The sequence below is a fragment of the Brucella sp. HL-2 genome, assembly GCF_025846885.2.
GTDB lineage: Bacteria > Pseudomonadota > Alphaproteobacteria > Rhizobiales > Rhizobiaceae > Brucella > Brucella quorumnocens.
Map to the genome: position 1 here is coordinate 35,267 of NZ_JAOYTK010000012.1, position 16,286 is coordinate 51,552.

Genomic DNA, 16,286 nt, shown 5'->3' on the forward strand with positions numbered 1-16,286 from the left:
CGGGGCAAGTCGGCATGATGCGGCAAGGAAGCCCACATACTTGACAGCCGATATTGTATTTGCCAGCCACAATGACACCTGTTCACCTCGTTAAGACAGAGCAGCATTTGACTGTGCTGCGTCAATTTCCACGATCAGGTGTAGTGGCGGTTCAAGAAACCTTCATTGATTTAAATCAACGAAATGAAAACAAATAAATGGCGATCAGAGCGGCTTGGTTTACGACTTAAGTTTTGGAACCGCTCTATCTATTCTTTTGAAACATTCTCCAAGTGGAGAGTTGCTCAGATGGCTTCAATATCCATTCCGGCAACGGCTGCAAGTGAGCGACGCGATAATATCTCGACGGTGTTTGCATCAAGCAACTGAATCAGGCCCTGTGTCTTTAGCTTGGTAAAGCTGCGGCTGACAGTTTCAATCGTCAGGCCGAGATAATCGGCAATATCCGTACGGTTCATCGCCAAATGAACGAGATTGGCCCTATCGCCTCGCTTTTCAGCACGCGCGGCCAAAACCAAAAGAAAGCTCGCAAGCTTTTCCACCGGAGCAAGACGCCCCAGCACAAGCTGGTTGTCGCGCGCAGTGCGCAGCGCTTCACGCGTCATCTGGTGAAGACGTTCCCTGAGCTTCGGAAAGCTAACCATCAATGCTTCCATTTCCTTGGAAGAAAAGGCGCAAAGGACCGAAGGGACAACAGCCTCCGCCGATTGCGAATAGACATCATCGTCAGCCAGACCGAGATAGTCGCCAGGAACCAGAAAACCGGCAATCTGGCGGCGCCCATCAGGCAGCGACGTATAGATGCGCAACATGCCCGAAGTCAGGCTGAAAACTCGGCGTTTCGGATCGCCCTCTTCCACTAGCATTTCGTTTGCATCAAGCTTCTTGGAAGTCATGATAGCTTCAAGCGCGCCAAGATCGCCGTCATCGAGTGCAGAGCAAACCGCCATACGACGTACATCGCAATCAACGCACACACCGCATGGAGCCCGATATGGAGATTTTGGATCAAAAATTAGAGGCGCAACAGCCACGACATATTCCTAAACAGGGGGATGGGCATGGGCTTGCCCTTCCCCCTAAATTAAGGGTGCAAAACAAATACCGCAAAGCGCAATTTCGCCGCAGGGTGGAAATCGCGTCTAGTAAAATCAATACAATAGTAGGAGCCGCTTAAATATTGCGACTACCTGGCTTAATCGCAGGGATTGCAGCCAATTCTGGCGGCAAATTGTCTGGCGAGTAGGCTGGCACTGCATATTCGGCAAGTGAGATAAGCTTTGTGCCGACGTCTGCCTTGCCCGCTGAACGATCCACGATACAAGCGGCGGCTACGACTTCGATGCCAACGTCCTTCATGCAATCAATGGTTTCGCGAATCGAAAGCCCCGTGGTGACGATGTCTTCCACGATCACGACGCGCGATCCTTTCGGCACATCGAAACGACGTAAACGGAATACACCATTCTCGCGTTCCACCCAGACCGACGGCACCCCAAGGTGCCGCGAGGTTTCGTAGGACGGAATAAGCCCGCCGATTGCAGGTCCAACGACATAGTCGATCTGTCCGAGGCCAGCCGCCTTGATCTTCTCGGCTAATGCCTTGCAGAGCTTTTCGGTCTTGTCGGCATGCATGAAAACGCGTGCCTTCTGCAAGAAGATAGGGCTGCGCAGGCCAGAGGTTAAAATAAAATGGCCTTCAAGGATCGCTCCCGCTTCGCGGAAGACAGCAAGGACGTCTTCGGTTTTCATTGTGCCTTATCCGTTCACGCGCCTTGCGCCACTGACGCTCGCGCTTTCTTTCAATTGAGAGATGATACGATTGAGGTGTTTAAGGTCCCACACTTCAACGTCAATAATCATTTCAGTAAAGTCGGGCGCTGTCCGCACCATTGAGAGATTATGAATATTGGCGTCGTTCGACGCCACGATCTGCGCGATTTCAGCCAAAGACCCAGGCGAATTGATTGCAGACACACTGATCCGTGCCGGGAAGCGTTCATGCATCCCCTCATCAATGTCCCAGCGCACATCAATCCAGCGCTCCGGCTGATCATCATAAGCGGTCAGTGCAGGTGACTGAATCGGATAGATCGTGATCCCTGCTCCCGGCTGCATGATACCAACGATACGGTCGCCCGGCACAGCGCCTTCCGGTGCAAAACGCACAGGCAAGTCGGAATTGGTGCCACGGATCGGCAAGGCCTTGCGCTTTGGCCTTTCGCCATCAGCCACGGCTTCTTGCGCACCTTCAGAACCTTCCGGCACCTTGAAGATCATGCCAGCGGCGTTCTGGATATTAAACCAGCCCTTTTCACCGGTCTTGGTAGGGTTGTTCTGCGAGGTAACACGCGTATCCTGATAGTCAGGATAAACTGCTTTCACAACGTCGGTAGATGGCAGTTCACCGCGACCAACTGCGGCCAGAACATCTTCAACTTCCTTGCGAGCCAGACGCGGCAGACCAGGTTTGAGAATATCCTTGCTGAAAGGTTTTCCTGCACGCTCGAAAGCGCGCTCAAGAATACGCATACCGAGGCCGGAATACTGTTTGCGAACCGCCGAGCGCGTTGCGCGACGGATTGCGGCGCGCGCTTTGCCCGTTGCAACAAGCGACTCCCATGCGGCAGGTGGGACCTGCGCTTTGGAACGAATGATGTCGACTTCGTCGCCATTCTTGAGCTCTGTCATCAACGGCATAATACGGCCATTGACCTTGGCGCCAACGCAGCTGTCGCCAATATCGGTATGAACCGCATAGGCGAAATCGATTGGCGTCGCCCCGCGCGGAAGCGCAATGAGACGACCTTTTGGTGTGAAACAGAATACCTGATCCTGAAACAATTCCAACTTGGTATGTTCGAGAAACTCTTCAGGGTTATCGCCCTCGGAAAGCTGCTCGATAGTCTGGCGCAGCCAAGCATAGGCATTGGTTTCGGTTGATATCTGATGCGGATTACTGGCACTGCCGCGATCCTTATAGATCGAATGGGCCGCCACACCGAATTCTGCAATTTCATCCATGACACGCGTGCGGATCTGCAGTTCGATACGCTGGCGTGATGGGCCAATGATCGTTGTATGGATGGAACGATAGTCGTTCTGCTTAGGTGTCGAAATATAGTCTTTGAACCGACCTGGAACCATCGACCAGGTGGTATGGATCAGACCGAGTGCGCGATAGCAATCCTGTGTCGATTCAACCATGACGCGGAAGCCGAAAATATCGGACAGTTGTTCAAACGACAGACCCTTGGTTTCCATTTTACGGAAAACCGACCAAGGCTTCTTCTGACGGCTCTTAACGCTCGCCTTGATACCGTTCTTTTGGAAAATCTCAGACAAGTCTTCTTCGATCTTCTGTAGAAGACCACGGTTCTTTTCAAGAAGCTCTGCAAGCCGATCCGTTACCGCACGCCATGCATCCGGGTTGATATAGCGGAATGCAAGTTCTTCGAGCTCTTCGCGCGTGTCCTGCATACCCATGCGGCCAGCGAGTGGCGCATAGATATCCATGGTTTCTTCAGCAATGCGCAGACGCTTGTCTTCGCGCATCACGCCAAGAGTACGCATATTGTGCAGTCGATCTGCAAGCTTCACCAGAAGCACGCGCACGTCTTCGGAAATAGCCAACAACAGCTTGCGCAAGTTTTCCGCCTGCACTGCCTTCTTGGAAACCAGATCGAGCTTCTTGAGTTTGGTCAGACCTTCAACGAGCTTACCAATCTCCGGGCCAAACAGCTGATCGATTTCCTGACGGGTAGCTGTAGTGTCTTCAATCGTGTCATGCAGGAGAGCAATCGCAATCGTTGCTTCATCCAAATGCATATCTGTGAGAATTGCTGCAACTTCGAGCGGGTGGGAAAAATATGGATCACCGGAAGCACGCTTCTGGCTGCCATGCTTCTGCATAGCGTAAACATACGCCTTGTTGAGAAGCGCCTCATTGACGTCAGGCTTGTATCGCTGAACACGCTCTACAAGCTCATATTGGCGCATCATTTACAGAAACTCCCTACCAGTCACGTACGCAGCGGTCATTTTGAACGGAAATCACTAAAAAATATAACAATTTGCGAGTTGCCGGACCTGTTTTCTGCCAACAGGCTTAATTTCAGTCACAAACGTCTCAGTGGCAAGCCAAAAGCTAATCTCAATTCCCAGCCTGCCATGCACATAAAAACGTGCGCCACAGCCTGGAAGCCGAAGCGCACGCAAAAAACCAAGGCCTGTTTGTATTCAAGTATTCAATGAGGCAAAACTCATTTCGACGTTTGCCTGAAATACTTGATCAGCAGAGCGACGATTAGAAGTCGTCGTTCTTTTCTGGAGCAACGAGGCCTTCAATACCAGCAAGCAGTTCTTCTTCCGACATACGGTCGAAGGAAACGACATCGTCTTCACCAGCTTCGGCAATCCCTTCAGCCAACGCATCGGAAGCATCGGTGATCTGGGCAGGAGCAGCAGCTTCCGGTTCGTCAACTTCAACGTGCTTCTGCAGCGAATGGATCAGGTCTTCCTTCAGATCATCCGGTGAAAGTGTCTCGTCAGCGATTTCACGCAGCGCGACAACTGGGTTCTTGTCGTTGTCGCGGTCGATCGTGATCTGGGCGCCCTGAGAAATCTGGCGGGCACGGTGACCGGCCAGCAGAACCAGTTCAAAACGGTTCTCGACCTTATCTACGCAGTCCTCAACGGTGACGCGGGCCATAGGCGGTCCCTTTCATTTCTTAAACTTTAACGGAATTTTTCTTGCACATAACGCTTGTGAGCCGAAATTACAAGCAAAAGCGCAAAACACCAACGACAAGGCTCAGAAATCTAGGCTAAGATACAACTGTTCATTAATCTGTCTGACAAATACACGATCTGGATCAAATTGGAACAATAGATTTTGATCGATTATCGATTGCTATATCGAAATATCGCGTAAAAGTAATTAAGATTGATCAAATAACAACCATCAGTTGCTTGTTTTTCTATAATATCTCCGTAGAACGCAATAAACGTCATTGGTAAAAATGAATACCCCCGCCGTTTAAGAAACAAATCTGAATACGCGGTCGCAGGCCCACTCCCTACCGGCCGCAGAGTGGATATATTGCACGATGTTCGATTCTCGTGAAAAAATTGCGCTATTTATTGACGGCGCCAATTTATACGCAGCTTCAAAAACACTCGGTTTCGATATTGATTACCGTAAACTTTTGAAGGCATTCCAGAAACGCGGCTATTTGCTGCGCGCCTATTATTATACGGCTCTGGTTGAGGATCAGGAATATTCATCGATCCGTCCACTCATCGATTGGCTCGATTACAACGGCTATAAGGTTGTCACGAAGGCAGCCAAGGAATTTACCGACTCGACAGGCCGCCGCAAGGTAAAAGGCAACATGGATATCGAGCTTACCGTCGATGCCATGCAGCTCACCGACACCGTCGATCATTTCGTAATCTTCTCTGGCGATGGCGATTTCCGTTCGCTTGCCGAAGCATTGCAGCGCAAGGGTCGTAAGGTATCCGTCGTTTCCACTCTGACGACACAGCCTGCGATGATATCCGATGAATTGCGCCGTCAGGCGGATCATTTTATCGATCTGGTTTCGCTGAAAGCTGAAATTGGCCGCGATCCTTCGGAACGCCCACAGCAACAGCAGCGCCGTCAGGACGAAGATCTTGACGAAGACTACTGATATGCGCAATCGTCCGGTTCGTGCAGCTTCATAATTTCGAACTTCATGAACCCTTTTGCATCATTTATAAAAAGAGCGCCTTTCAGCGCTCTTTTTCTTTGAACAGTATTTTCGCCTCAGCCACGATCGCGCAGAAGACGTGATTTCTCGCGATTCCAGTCGCGCTGCTTCTCAGTCTCACGTTTGTCGTGATTCTTCTTACCGCGCGCCACGCCGATTTCCAGCTTAGCTCTACCACGATCGTTGAAGTATAACTTCAACGGAACGACGGTCATGCCTTCGCGTGAAACCGAATTGAAAATCCGTGCCATTTCGCGACGGCTAATCAACAGCTTACGCAAACGGCGCGGCTCGTGATTAAAGCGATTGCCCTGCGTATACTCCGGAATATAGGAATTGATCAGCCAGAACTCACCGTTCTCAAAGCTCGCATAGCTTTCAGCAATGTTGGCCTGATTGGCGCGCAAGGACTTAACCTCGGTGCCGGTCAGAACCAGACCAGCTTCGAGCGTATCAGAAATCTCGAAATTGTAGCGCGCTTTACGGTTTTCAGCGACCATTTTGCGGGCGGGAGAGTTTTTCGGCTTATTCATAATGGCACCATATAAAGCTCATTGCCGGAAATGAAAACGCTCTCGCATGAGCAAGAGCGTAAAAATCACTCAACCGGGCAAAATTAGCAGCCTTAGAGCGTATTTTCTGCTGATGGATCGCATAGAAACACGCTCTGAAAGCTCGTTTAAACACATTATCCAACATCCAACGCAAAACCGCTTCGCACTTTGGCTGGAAATACTCTAATTCGTGAGACCGGCGTGCTTCATGGCCTGATCGATCTTCTCAGCGGTTGCTGCTTCGATTACAACCATTGGCGAGCGAAGAACATTTTCAACGCGACCAAGGCGCGACAGAGCATATTTCGGCCCCGAAGGATTGGGCTCGATGAAGAGCGCCTTGTGCAATGGCATCAGGCGATCCTGTAGTTCCAGTGCCTTGGCATAGTCACCAGCCTGGCAGGCATCCTGAAATTCTGCGCAAAGACGTGGCGCAATATTGGACGTCACTGAAATACAGCCGACGCCGCCATGTGCATTGAAGCCGAGAGCGGTCGCATCTTCGCCGGACAGCTGGATGAAGTCCTTGCCACACGTGCCGCGCTGTTCGGAAACACGCTCAATCTTGCCTGTCGCATCTTTCACACCGATGATGTTCTTGTGATCACGCACAAGCGTGCCCATGGTTTCCGGAGTCATATCAATGACGGAGCGGCCCGGAATGTTATAGATAATGAGCGGTATCGAGATCGAACGTGCGACCCGTGAAAAATGCTCATAGAGGCCGCGCTGGTTCGGCTTGTTATAATAGGGAGTGACGACAAGAACTGCATCTGCGCCCGCTTTTTCGGCATGCTGAGCAAGTTCGATTGCTTCGACAGTATTATTGGAACCTGCACCCGCAATCACCGGCACGCGACCTGCTGCTACTTCAATGCAGGCCTCAATGACGCGCTTATGCTCATCATGGGACAAGGTCGGCGTTTCGCCCGTTGTGCCAACGGGTACAAGACCTTTAGTGCCTTCTTCAATCTGCCAGTTCACGAAGTCACGAAAAGCTTTCTCGTCGAACGCTCCTTCACTATCGAATGGCGTGACAAGTGCAGTAATCGAGCCTTTCAGCATCAGTGAACTCCTGAGAAATAAAGACAGAACCTGACAATACCACACTGGCTTTTAACCGCGCCAGAATAGCTGCAAGGCGTTGCACCATAGTCTCGCAGTGCAAATCCGGCAAGCGGGGGGCTAGCCCAAATCAGCTTCCAAATGACAGTTTTGCGAAAAATTCCTCTGCTTTTTTGTCAATCTACTCGACCTGATCGCATAGCATTTGCTCAAAGGTCATGGAGCTCTTAGGTAAATGATCGAAAAGAAAAACATAACCATTTATTAACCAATGCTTCACGCATCGGCATCATAGTCTTATACAGAACAAACACCCTATCGATCAGGCTTAGAAAAGCCAGATTTGAACAATATTTTACCCGCAATCAGGCACTCTATTCTCGTTAGATCATGTGTAAGAAAAATATAGATATGCCAATAAAGCAAAGAGCGCTCTTTTCGAGTGGATTGATTATTGCTGCTTCGCTTCTTGCGGGACAGATGGGGGCTGCCTATGCCCAGTCATCTTTGCCAACGGATGTTCCCACACCGCTGGTACGTCCGTTTGCACCTACTGCCACACATGAATCTCCGATCAATCTGGTTACGCCAAAAGCACGTCCCGCCACCCCCGATCCGGTTATCACGTCTTCCTTCAATCGTGTTGAGAACCCGGCGACAATCAGTGGAACATTGAAAAGCGGCCTTGATGCGCTCTATTCACGCGATATTCCGGGCGCGATCGCCTATCGCAACGGCATGACAAAAGGCTCGCTTGACCGTCAGATATTGACCTGGTCGATAGCGGCATCGGGAATGGATGGCGTGCCGAGTGCTGAAATTGCAATGGCTGCCTCGGAACTGCCGGGCTGGCCGGGTATGGGCGCATTGCGTCGCAATTCGGAACGTGCACTTTTCAAGGAAAATGCGCCTGCTGCAACTGTAATTGCCACTTTCGGCACTACACGCCCGCAGACAACTGAGGGCATGATCGCGCTTGCACGGGCATACTTGGCCACAGGAAACGACACAAAAGCACATCAGCTTCTCGCCCCATGGTGGGCGACCGAACGCCTGTCGGCTGATGACGAGACGCGAGTGCTGAAAGAATTTGCGAGCGTTCTCACACGCGATGACCATCAACGCCGCCTTCTGCGCTCCCTTTATAACGATCGCATGCAGTCGGCTAAACTTCTGGCGGGCCCCGCGCAAGCGCAGTCACTCTATAATGCTTATGCAGCATTGGCACAGAAGTCACCGAACACAGCAAAGGCTATCGCCGACGTAGATCGCTCGTGGCACTCGAATCCTGCATACATGTTCTTGCAGATTCGTTTTCTGCGCCGTGCAGATCGTTTCAGCGAAGCAACAGACTTGATGCTGAAAGCTCCGAAAGACTCCGCGTCACTGGTTGATCCAGACGCGTGGTGGGTGGAGCGTCGCATCCTGTCGCGCGAGCTTCTCGATATTAACAAGCCACAGCTCGCCTATAGGCTAGCGGCGGCACATGCCGCAGAATCACCGACAATGGCTGCTGAAGCGGAATTCCATGCCGGTTGGTATGCATTGCGTGCATTAAAGCAACCGAAGCTTGCAGCACCGCATTTTGCCAAGATAGCCGAGATTTCCTCACGTCCAATTTCCGCTTCGCGCGCCTATTACTGGCTCGGGCGAGCAGCAGAGGCGGGTGCTGGTGGTGATGCGAACGGTTATTATCGCCGCTCTGCACATTTTGGCACCACATTTTATGGACAGCTCTCTGCAGCCAAGCTCAGTGAGAAAGCGCCCGAGCTCGCCTATCCAAGACCATCCGATGCCGAACGTGTGCGTTTCTCCGGCCGCCCCGCAGTGCAAGCCATCAAGCGTCTTGAACAGATCGGCTACGGAAACCGCGCAACCGCTCTTTATACGCAGCTATCGCAAGAACTCAGCAGCGTGGGAGAATTGGCGCTCCTCGCTGTGATGGCGGAGAAGAACGAGAACCATTATCTCGCTCTTCGCGTCGGCAAGACCGCCGCCTTCCGTGGACTGGACGTTGGTGCGCTATCACACCCGATCGGCGCCATTCCGGCACATGCAAATATCAGTGGTTCCGGCAAGGCGCTTGCTTATGCAATTGCTCGCCAGGAAAGCGAATTCAATGTTGGCGCGGTTTCAAAAGCTGGTGCACGCGGGCTGTTGCAGCTAATGCCAGCCACCGCGAAGAGCGTCGCAACCCGCAATGGAATGGCCTATTCTGCGCCCAAACTCACAACCGATGCGGCCTATAATGCGACGCTTGGCGCACATTTTCTTGGCGAACAGCTCGACCGATTCAATGGATCTTACGTACTAACCTTTGCCGGTTATAATGCCGGGCCCCGCCGAGCTGCCGATTGGGTGGAAAAATATGGCGATCCGCGTGGCAAACCAATCGAAGAAGTTGTCGACTGGATTGAGCGCATTCCATTTTCTGAAACGCGGAACTACGTTCAGCGCGTGATGGAGAATTATGAAGTTTATAAAGCACGCCTTACAGGCAGTGCCGATATACGCACTGACCTGATCTATGGCCGACGTTAGAGCGCCGAACTGATTCAACCGACCCAAACGCGCTAGAATTCAACTTTTCATGTGGAAGTAGCAGTAGGCTTATTCTAAGCCTGCGTTTTTTTGGTGCGAGTTGGAGCCTTCGATTTCGAAGCAGCTTTCTTTGGCTTTGCGTTCTTCTTGGGCACTGCGCGCTGTGTGGCCTCGGTAAGTTTGCTTGCTTGAACAGTCCAGTTTTCGCGAGCAACACGTCCGGAAAATCCAATATGGCGTTCAATCCAAGCAGATTCTTCCATATTCCACTGGGCTATCTGCGCATAATGAAATACGCCGAGCTTTTGCAGCATTCCTTCCACTGCCTTGCCAATACCGTTGATTGCAGTCAGATCGTCCGGCTTTCCGCGCAAAGGTGTATCAAGCAGCTCTGGACGATCAGGATCTTGGAATTCCGCGATTGGCTCTTCAACCAGAACTTCTTCTATAGATTCTGGATCGGATTCGAGCTCTTCTGTTTTTGCCTGTGGCATAGGTTCTTCGACCGCTTCTGCCACTACTTTGAACTTATCTTTCAAAGGCTCTTCCGCCACGACGGCTTTGGTCGACGCGACCGCCTCTGGATTTTCGTCGACCGCGGGCTTTGAAAGCGCTGCCGCGATAATGGTGTTTTCCTTATCGGTGTCCGCAGCTTTCTTGCCTCTGATAAGGCGTCCCAAAACGCAGCCAATTACAAAAGCAACTGCAATAAGAATCGCCAGTTGAATGATCAACATCGGCATGTAGGTTCCCTCATACTCTACGCACTTGCGTGCGGCCACGATGGCCACAGCGGCAAATCAAAAACCCCGCACCCATTGGCAAGTCCGCCCAGGGACCACCAGAAATCTGTCCGTTCTTGTTCACTTGGCAGCGGTAAGCCAACCCACTGCCACACCAATCATCGCCGAAAGCAAAAGAACTGGCCAAAACATCTCCGCAAGATAAAGCATATGGAATCCGCCTGCCATTCAATCCGAAGCACCTGTCAATATATACAGGAAAGGCAGCGAAGCGCCCGGTGTCAATTGGATAAAGAGAAGAAACGGGGGATGAGGCCGCTTATTGGCAAAATGATATCAAGGCTTTGTAATATTGGAGCTCGATAATTGCAGCCCATGGGGTAAAGGCGCATTCAGAACAGCAGACAACTCACTATACGTCGCATCGTTGAGTGCAGCCCCCTTGACCGAGAATGTCGCTTCTGAGATTTCGATTTCAGCCTCGGAAAATTTCTTGGCTAGATCGATCACGAAGTGCACACGATCCTCGAACTCGGGCTGAGCGCCGCGTGCAAGCGCCATTTCATCGTCAACCAATCGGCCTTGTTCTGCCGTTTCAGCTGCACTCATGATCGAATCACGCATGGCATTGTCGGGAATGAACCCCGAGAGAACGATGCCCTCCCCGCTTTTGATTAGTTTAAAAACGTATGGAGTTGCCGCCTGCAGAATGGTTGTCAGATCGGAAAAATCACCGACGCCATTGACCTGTTGTACAGACTTAACCGCGACCTTCCGCGATTCTGGGTCTGGAGCCATGCCTTTTAAGATCACATCACGGCCATCGACATCAAAGCCAGTCCAGGCATAAGGCGCGAGCGCCTGCCCCGTGCGTTCAGCTATATCGGCTTCGACCCGGCCTGCACCAAACCATAGCGCCAATGAAGTTAGCGCCGCAGTCCATGTCACACCTGGCCAAAACCACTTCAACATAAGTCCGCTTCTCCAACTAGATAGATCCGTCTTTATCGATGCCACCAGAGAAACCGTCATGTCTCAAAAAGCAAGACCTATGCTGAATTTTGAGCAATTCCCACAAAAGTGGAAGCCTACTTTGCGTAGGATTATGGGTGGAAACAACTGATTGTTCCAACGTTTCCATCTTAGCAGAATCGTTTTGAAAATTGCAGACAACAAAAAACCCGGCAGCCATGCTGCCGGGTTTCCTGTAACCAATCCGTAAGGATTAGAACGAACGCTGGAAGCGAACCATACCCTGCCAAGCGTCCTGACCGTCGAGGACAGAATTCTTGTCGTCCCACTTGGTGTAGGAAACTTCTGGAGTAATGGTGAAGCCTGGAACCAGTTCGTAAGCTACGTTTGCAGTAGCTGCGAAGGTCTTTGCGTCTTCGTAAGCGAGCTGAAGGTTAAAGGTAGCCTTGTCGGTTGCCTTGAACTTCGCGCCACCCCAAACAGCCCAATCGCCACCCCAGGTGCCGTAGAAGCTGTCGATTACGCGAATGCCACGGAAGTTGCCGTTTGCATCAACAGCGCCGTAGTAGGTGTCGTCATTCGACTTGTAGCCGCCCTGTACCCAAACCGAGAACTGGTCAGTTACGTTTACGTCCAAACGAACCTTACCGGCCCATTCTTCGTTAACTGCATCGTATGCGCCAACAGCTGCGATCGAGCCCCAGCCCTGAGCGTACTTCAGGCCACCAACAACGTGTGGTGTGTAGTCATCGATAACGCCGTTGAAATCAACGTCTTTGTCGTTACCCTGTTCAAGAGCGATTACAGCCGAGAAGCCGTTGCCGCCAGTGAAAGTGTAGCTGATTGCGTTGGTGCGGTAACCGCCAGCAAGGATCACGTCGTCGTTGATGACGTCGCCGAGGTAACCAGTGAAGGTTACGAAGTTCGACTCATCGAGACCGAGGCGCAGGCCGCCGAGCTGGATGTATGCGTAACGAAGATCGCCCGACGAACCGTTGGTACCGTCGTTCCAGTCGTAACGAGTTTCAGCAAAAGTCTTGAGGGTACCGAGTTCGGTTTCCGAAGCAGTCGAGAAACGAAGCGTGAAACGTGCCTTCTGAGCGTAGGTGTCACGATCCTTGCCACCGAGGGTGATCGAATTACCATCAACACCGCGGCTGATGCTACCGCCACGAGCGTAAACGTCATCGCCACCAGCAACGTCGTAACGAACATAGCCCGATACGCGCAGGCAGGTTTCGGTGCCTGGGATGTAGAAGTAGCCAGCGCCGTAAGCATCGCAAACGCGGACATATTCAACTGCTTCTGGCTCTGGTGCGACGATTGCGTCGGCAGCCTGAGCGCCGGAAGCTGCAACCAGAGCTGCAGCGGAGCCGAGGAGAAGGCTCTTGATGTTCATTTCTGACCTCCAGTCAAAGTTAAAAATGGGTCTGGGCATTCTGATTTGGCTGAAGGACAACCTGTCCCCATCCCCTGATGAAAAAGTCGCCCCGAAGCGCTCCTTCTTCTGGATGTGAAGATACTCGCCAACTTTTTCGTTTCAACATCGAATATCACTCCCAACCTTTCTGGAGCCTCTATGAGGGACGGTTGTTGCAGAAATGACACGAAATTGCCCCCTTTGGAGTGTGGATTTTAGGTTTTGTTAATGTTTGTAAACGCCAATTAACGGGTCTTAATGATTGAAAACATGTATTTTTTGACTCTTACGCACAGATTGGCGCCCGAATCCTGCTGCTACTGAGCCAAATATGGCATCCGTCCCCACTTAATAAGCGCGATAAATCCTGCGACTGCTCAAAACCATCCGAATCTCTGTCTGGACACGGAGTGTGTCCGTTGTTTCAGATGAGGGCAAAAGCCCGTAATTCCGGCTTATTCACACGCGCCTATATATAAAAGGTGAAATTATGCTGGGAATTTTACGGTAAGCTGCGCAAATCGCTTGAAATGATGAAGCGTACCGGCTATCTCGCCTTTACCGGAGAGGTGGCCGAGTGGTCGAAGGCGCTCCCCTGCTAAGGGAGTAGACCTCATAAGGGTCTCGTGGGTTCGAATCCCATCCTCTCCGCCATCGCCAAACCGGCGACCTTTGACCTTCCAGGCAGTGTTCTTCCCTTAGAATAGCTTACCATTGTCCGCCTAACAGCGCATGAAACCTCCGTTTTGAGGCTTGGCCGATTCTTGTCATTTTCTGATTCAAAAACCTGAAATCAATCAAGGTATTGTATTTATTTCCCTTTTTTGACCGCGGTCGATTCTTGACTGGAGGTCAGAAATGAACATCAAGAGCCTTCTTCTCGGCTCCGCTGCAGCTCTGGTTGCAGCTACCGGCGCTCAGGCCGCAGACGCAATCGTCGCGCCAGAGCCAGAAGCCGTTGAATATGTCCGCGTTTGCGATGCTTACGGCGCTGGCTACTTCTACATCCCAGGCACCGAAACCTGCCTGCGCATCCATGGTTATGTTCGTTACGACGCAGCTGCTGGCCGTGATCCTTACTCAAGCGTTGATGCAAAGACCTGGAGCAAGAACACACGCTTTACGCTCCGCACGTCGACTGCTTCGGAAACCGAACTCGGCACCCTTAAGACCTACACTGAAAACCGCTTCAACTTCACGAACGGCGATCAGGGCAGCCACACACTGAACTTTGCTTACATTCAGCTCGGTGGTCTGCGTCTCGGCCTCGATGAATCGGCATTCCACACCTTCACCGGCTACCTCGGCGACATCATCAACGATGACGTGGTTGCTGCTGGCGTCTACCGCACTAACCTGATCAGCTACACCTTCACCGGTGGCAACGGCTTCTCGGCAGTTCTATCGCTCGAACAGGGCGGCGACGGCTACCAGACAGACGGTGATTTTGATGGTGACGGCATTATCGAAACTGCACTATTCGATAACCGCATTGAAGACTACATGCCGCACGTTGTCGGTGGTCTTAAGTATGCACAGGGTTGGGGTTCGATCGCAGCTGTTGCTGCCTATGATTCCAATCTCGAAGAATGGGCTGGTAAGGTTCGTTTGGACGTAAATGTAACTGACCAGTTCTCGGTCTGGGTACAGGGCGGCTACTCTTCTTACGAAGCTCCTATCGGCATGTACGGCAACTGGGGCGGCGATTGGGCTGTCTGGGGCGGCGCAAAGTTCAAGGCTACCGACAAGGCAACCTTCAACCTTCAGGGCGCTTACGAAGATTGGGGCAAGACCGCAATCGCAGCAAACGTTGCGTATCAGCTGGTTCCTGGTTTCACCATCACGCCAGAAATCAACTACACCCGTTGGGATAGCGATCATCCACTCCGTCAGGCTGGCATTATCGAAAACAAAGATGCGTTCGGCGGCATCATCCGCTTCCAGCGTTCGTTCTAATCAGAACTACGCTTAAGCATCTGACGCCAGCGGGAAACCGTTGGCGTCAGTCATTCGGGGAGCGTTCACGAAAACGTGAACACTGATTCTTGTGAGATGGGGATCTCGACGGAATCGGAATGAGGGAGTTGCGGGGACGAACAATGGGGGGCAATGGGTTCTAATTAAGGATCGAAACATGTCTCCACATAAAGTTAGCTCACTTATCTTGTACTCGATGAATTATTTCTTTATGCATGCTTCCCATAAAAAAGTGGGGGACTTGCTATGATCGTCGTTGGGGGCACGAGGATCGATGGAGGCGAAGGTTATTCGCCGGTTATCGATTACAACCTTGAATATACATCCGTAAAAAGCCTGAAGCACCGGCTCGTAGAGCAGTTTTCTTTGGCAGAATTAGCCGGAAAGTATATCAACATCCTTTGGGATGATGGCTCACACAAGTATAATGTGAAATCGTTCCTTGGTGAGATCGACGAAATTTTGAAAGGCATTCGCTTTTCTGGTTTCGATCAAGAAATGCTCGACTCCGTCATAGGTTCGCTTCGTGAGCGCGGCAACAGCAATGCAACCATCAATAGAAAGATGGCTGCGCTGAGCAAGCTGCTGCGAAAGGCGCACAAAATGGGGGACGTTTACAGTCTGCCGGAGTTTGTCCGACAGAAAGAGCGGGCGGGACGCATCCGTTTTCTCGAACATGAAGAAGAGAAGCGCTTATTTGCTGCTGTCAAATCGCGTTGCGAGGATAGCTACCGCCTGTCGGTTTTCCTTGTCGACAGCGGCTGCCGTCTTGGCGAAGCAATTGGCCTCACCTGGAATGATATTCAGGAGCATCGCGTTACATTCTGGCTGACCAAGTCAAACCGCAGTCGCACTGTTCCACTGACTAAACGTGCACGAAAATCTACTGAAATTGCGCATGAGCGGCTGAAGGGGCCCTTCTCCATGCTCAATCAGGTGCGGTTCCGCCAAATATGGAATGATGCGAAAATCGAGGTAGGACTTGGCACTGATGACCAAGTCGTTCCACATATTCTGCGCCATACATGCGCGTCGCATCTCGTTCGCGGCGGCATAGATATACGGCGTGTGCAGATGTGGCTCGGTCACCAGACTCTGCAGATGACAATGCGTTACGCCCACCTTGCCACACATGATCTCGATTCCTGCGTCAAGGTTCTGGAGATTCGCTAAGGTAAATCTCCCAAAGAGAGGGTTTCGCGACATATGCGCGAAATCAAGTAACGAAGCTATGTTAAGTTATGTGTATTCATGTGCCATC

The 16,286-nt window shown here is 51.5% G+C and carries 14 protein-coding genes and 1 tRNA gene; 6 read left to right on the forward strand and 9 right to left on the reverse strand.

The window, feature by feature from the left end; genetic code table 11:
- Nucleotides 1–284: 284 nt before the first annotated feature.
- The gene (locus OIV19_RS14280; protein ID WP_264232044.1) at nucleotides 285–950 is read right to left on the reverse strand and encodes a helix-turn-helix domain-containing protein; all 666 of its coding nucleotides are present in this window, start codon (nucleotides 948–950) and stop codon (nucleotides 285–287) included.
- Between the two features lie 44 nt (nucleotides 951–994).
- Here OIV19_RS14280 and OIV19_RS14285 point away from each other — a divergent pair, with 44 nt between their 5' ends.
- Nucleotides 995–1,177 carry a hypothetical protein gene (locus OIV19_RS14285; protein ID WP_167388287.1) on the forward strand — a complete coding sequence of 61 codons (183 nt, stop codon included), beginning with the start codon at nucleotides 995–997 and terminating at the stop codon, nucleotides 1,175–1,177.
- Here OIV19_RS14285 and pyrE read toward each other — a convergent pair.
- The 3 genes from pyrE to rpoZ form a co-directional block, all read right to left on the reverse strand.
- Nucleotides 1,174–1,752 (reverse strand): orotate phosphoribosyltransferase, encoded by a 579-nt coding sequence (pyrE, locus tag OIV19_RS14290; protein ID WP_264232045.1) that lies wholly within the window; start codon nucleotides 1,750–1,752, stop codon nucleotides 1,174–1,176. The genes OIV19_RS14285 and pyrE overlap by 4 nt on opposite strands.
- 6 nt (nucleotides 1,753–1,758) lie before the next feature.
- Nucleotides 1,759–4,002: a RelA/SpoT family protein gene (locus OIV19_RS14295; protein ID WP_095446309.1), complete on the reverse strand. Its 2,244-nt coding sequence runs from the start codon at nucleotides 4,000–4,002 to the stop codon at nucleotides 1,759–1,761.
- A gap of 304 nt (nucleotides 4,003–4,306) precedes the next feature.
- A complete protein-coding gene (rpoZ, locus tag OIV19_RS14300) occupies nucleotides 4,307–4,711 on the reverse strand; it encodes a DNA-directed RNA polymerase subunit omega (RefSeq protein WP_024897324.1) in 405 nt (134 codons plus the stop codon).
- 397 nt (nucleotides 4,712–5,108) lie between these two features.
- Between rpoZ and OIV19_RS14305 the strand changes: the two genes are divergently transcribed.
- The gene (locus OIV19_RS14305; protein ID WP_094576525.1) at nucleotides 5,109–5,693 is read left to right on the forward strand and encodes a LabA-like NYN domain-containing protein; all 585 of its coding nucleotides are present in this window, start codon (nucleotides 5,109–5,111) and stop codon (nucleotides 5,691–5,693) included.
- A gap of 116 nt (nucleotides 5,694–5,809) precedes the next feature.
- On the opposite strand, the gene smpB is transcribed toward OIV19_RS14305, so the two are convergent.
- On the reverse strand, nucleotides 5,810–6,286 hold the full coding sequence (gene smpB / locus OIV19_RS14310; RefSeq protein ID WP_094576523.1) for an SsrA-binding protein SmpB: 477 nt from the start codon (nucleotides 6,284–6,286) through the stop codon (nucleotides 5,810–5,812).
- A gap of 204 nt (nucleotides 6,287–6,490) precedes the next feature.
- A complete protein-coding gene (gene dapA, locus OIV19_RS14315) occupies nucleotides 6,491–7,372 on the reverse strand; it encodes a 4-hydroxy-tetrahydrodipicolinate synthase (protein WP_095446307.1) in 882 nt (293 codons plus the stop codon).
- Between the two features lie 480 nt (nucleotides 7,373–7,852).
- On the opposite strand from dapA, the gene OIV19_RS14320 reads away from it, so the two are divergent.
- Nucleotides 7,853–9,913, forward strand: a complete 2,061-nt coding sequence (locus OIV19_RS14320; RefSeq protein WP_264232096.1) for a lytic transglycosylase domain-containing protein — start codon at nucleotides 7,853–7,855, stop codon at nucleotides 9,911–9,913.
- A gap of 74 nt (nucleotides 9,914–9,987) precedes the next feature.
- Here the strand turns inward: OIV19_RS14320 and OIV19_RS14325 are convergent, their stop codons facing one another.
- From OIV19_RS14325 to OIV19_RS14335, 3 genes are all read right to left on the reverse strand, one after another.
- Nucleotides 9,988–10,656 carry a helix-hairpin-helix domain-containing protein gene (locus OIV19_RS14325; protein WP_264232046.1) on the reverse strand — a complete coding sequence of 223 codons (669 nt, stop codon included), beginning with the start codon at nucleotides 10,654–10,656 and terminating at the stop codon, nucleotides 9,988–9,990.
- 336 nt (nucleotides 10,657–10,992) lie between these two features.
- On the reverse strand, nucleotides 10,993–11,628 hold the full coding sequence (locus tag OIV19_RS14330) for a BON domain-containing protein (protein ID WP_264232047.1): 636 nt from the start codon (nucleotides 11,626–11,628) through the stop codon (nucleotides 10,993–10,995).
- 253 nt (nucleotides 11,629–11,881) lie between these two features.
- On the reverse strand, nucleotides 11,882–13,027 hold the full coding sequence (locus tag OIV19_RS14335; protein WP_151091429.1) for a porin: 1,146 nt from the start codon (nucleotides 13,025–13,027) through the stop codon (nucleotides 11,882–11,884).
- Nucleotides 13,028–13,611: 584 nt separating this feature from the next.
- Between OIV19_RS14335 and OIV19_RS14340 the strand changes: the two genes are divergently transcribed.
- The 3 genes from OIV19_RS14340 to OIV19_RS14350 all read left to right on the forward strand — a co-directional run bounded on the left by OIV19_RS14340 (nucleotide 13,612) and on the right by OIV19_RS14350 (nucleotide 16,198).
- A tRNA-Ser gene (locus OIV19_RS14340) sits at nucleotides 13,612–13,702 on the forward strand.
- A 204-nt stretch (nucleotides 13,703–13,906) separates the two neighbouring features.
- On the forward strand, nucleotides 13,907–15,004 hold the full coding sequence (locus tag OIV19_RS14345; RefSeq protein WP_264232048.1) for a porin: 1,098 nt from the start codon (nucleotides 13,907–13,909) through the stop codon (nucleotides 15,002–15,004).
- A 267-nt stretch (nucleotides 15,005–15,271) separates the two neighbouring features.
- The gene (locus OIV19_RS14350; protein WP_264232049.1) at nucleotides 15,272–16,198 is read left to right on the forward strand and encodes a site-specific integrase; all 927 of its coding nucleotides are present in this window, start codon (nucleotides 15,272–15,274) and stop codon (nucleotides 16,196–16,198) included.
- Nucleotides 16,199–16,286 lie beyond the last annotated feature (88 nt).

Excerpts from the sequence above, each read along its gene's own strand:
- OIV19_RS14280 (WP_264232044.1), bottom strand. The coding sequence starts at position 950 with ATGGCGGTTTGCTCTGCACTCGATGACGGCGATCTTGGCGCGCTTGAA.
- OIV19_RS14285 (WP_167388287.1), top strand. The coding sequence starts at position 995 with ATGGAGATTTTGGATCAAAAATTAGAGGCGCAACAGCCACGACATATT.
- pyrE (WP_264232045.1), bottom strand. The coding sequence starts at position 1,752 with ATGAAAACCGAAGACGTCCTTGCTGTCTTCCGCGAAGCGGGAGCGATC.
- OIV19_RS14295 (WP_095446309.1), bottom strand. The coding sequence starts at position 4,002 with ATGATGCGCCAATATGAGCTTGTAGAGCGTGTTCAGCGATACAAGCCT.
- rpoZ (WP_024897324.1), bottom strand. The coding sequence starts at position 4,711 with ATGGCCCGCGTCACCGTTGAGGACTGCGTAGATAAGGTCGAGAACCGT.
- OIV19_RS14305 (WP_094576525.1), top strand. The coding sequence starts at position 5,109 with ATGTTCGATTCTCGTGAAAAAATTGCGCTATTTATTGACGGCGCCAAT.
- smpB (WP_094576523.1), bottom strand. The coding sequence starts at position 6,286 with ATGAATAAGCCGAAAAACTCTCCCGCCCGCAAAATGGTCGCTGAAAAC.
- dapA (WP_095446307.1), bottom strand. The coding sequence starts at position 7,372 with ATGCTGAAAGGCTCGATTACTGCACTTGTCACGCCATTCGATAGTGAA.
- OIV19_RS14320 (WP_264232096.1), top strand. The coding sequence starts at position 7,853 with ATGGGGGCTGCCTATGCCCAGTCATCTTTGCCAACGGATGTTCCCACA.
- OIV19_RS14325 (WP_264232046.1), bottom strand. The coding sequence starts at position 10,656 with ATGCCGATGTTGATCATTCAACTGGCGATTCTTATTGCAGTTGCTTTT.
- OIV19_RS14330 (WP_264232047.1), bottom strand. The coding sequence starts at position 11,628 with ATGTTGAAGTGGTTTTGGCCAGGTGTGACATGGACTGCGGCGCTAACT.
- OIV19_RS14335 (WP_151091429.1), bottom strand. The coding sequence starts at position 13,027 with ATGAACATCAAGAGCCTTCTCCTCGGCTCCGCTGCAGCTCTGGTTGCA.
- OIV19_RS14345 (WP_264232048.1), top strand. The coding sequence starts at position 13,907 with ATGAACATCAAGAGCCTTCTTCTCGGCTCCGCTGCAGCTCTGGTTGCA.
- OIV19_RS14350 (WP_264232049.1), top strand. The coding sequence starts at position 15,272 with ATGATCGTCGTTGGGGGCACGAGGATCGATGGAGGCGAAGGTTATTCG.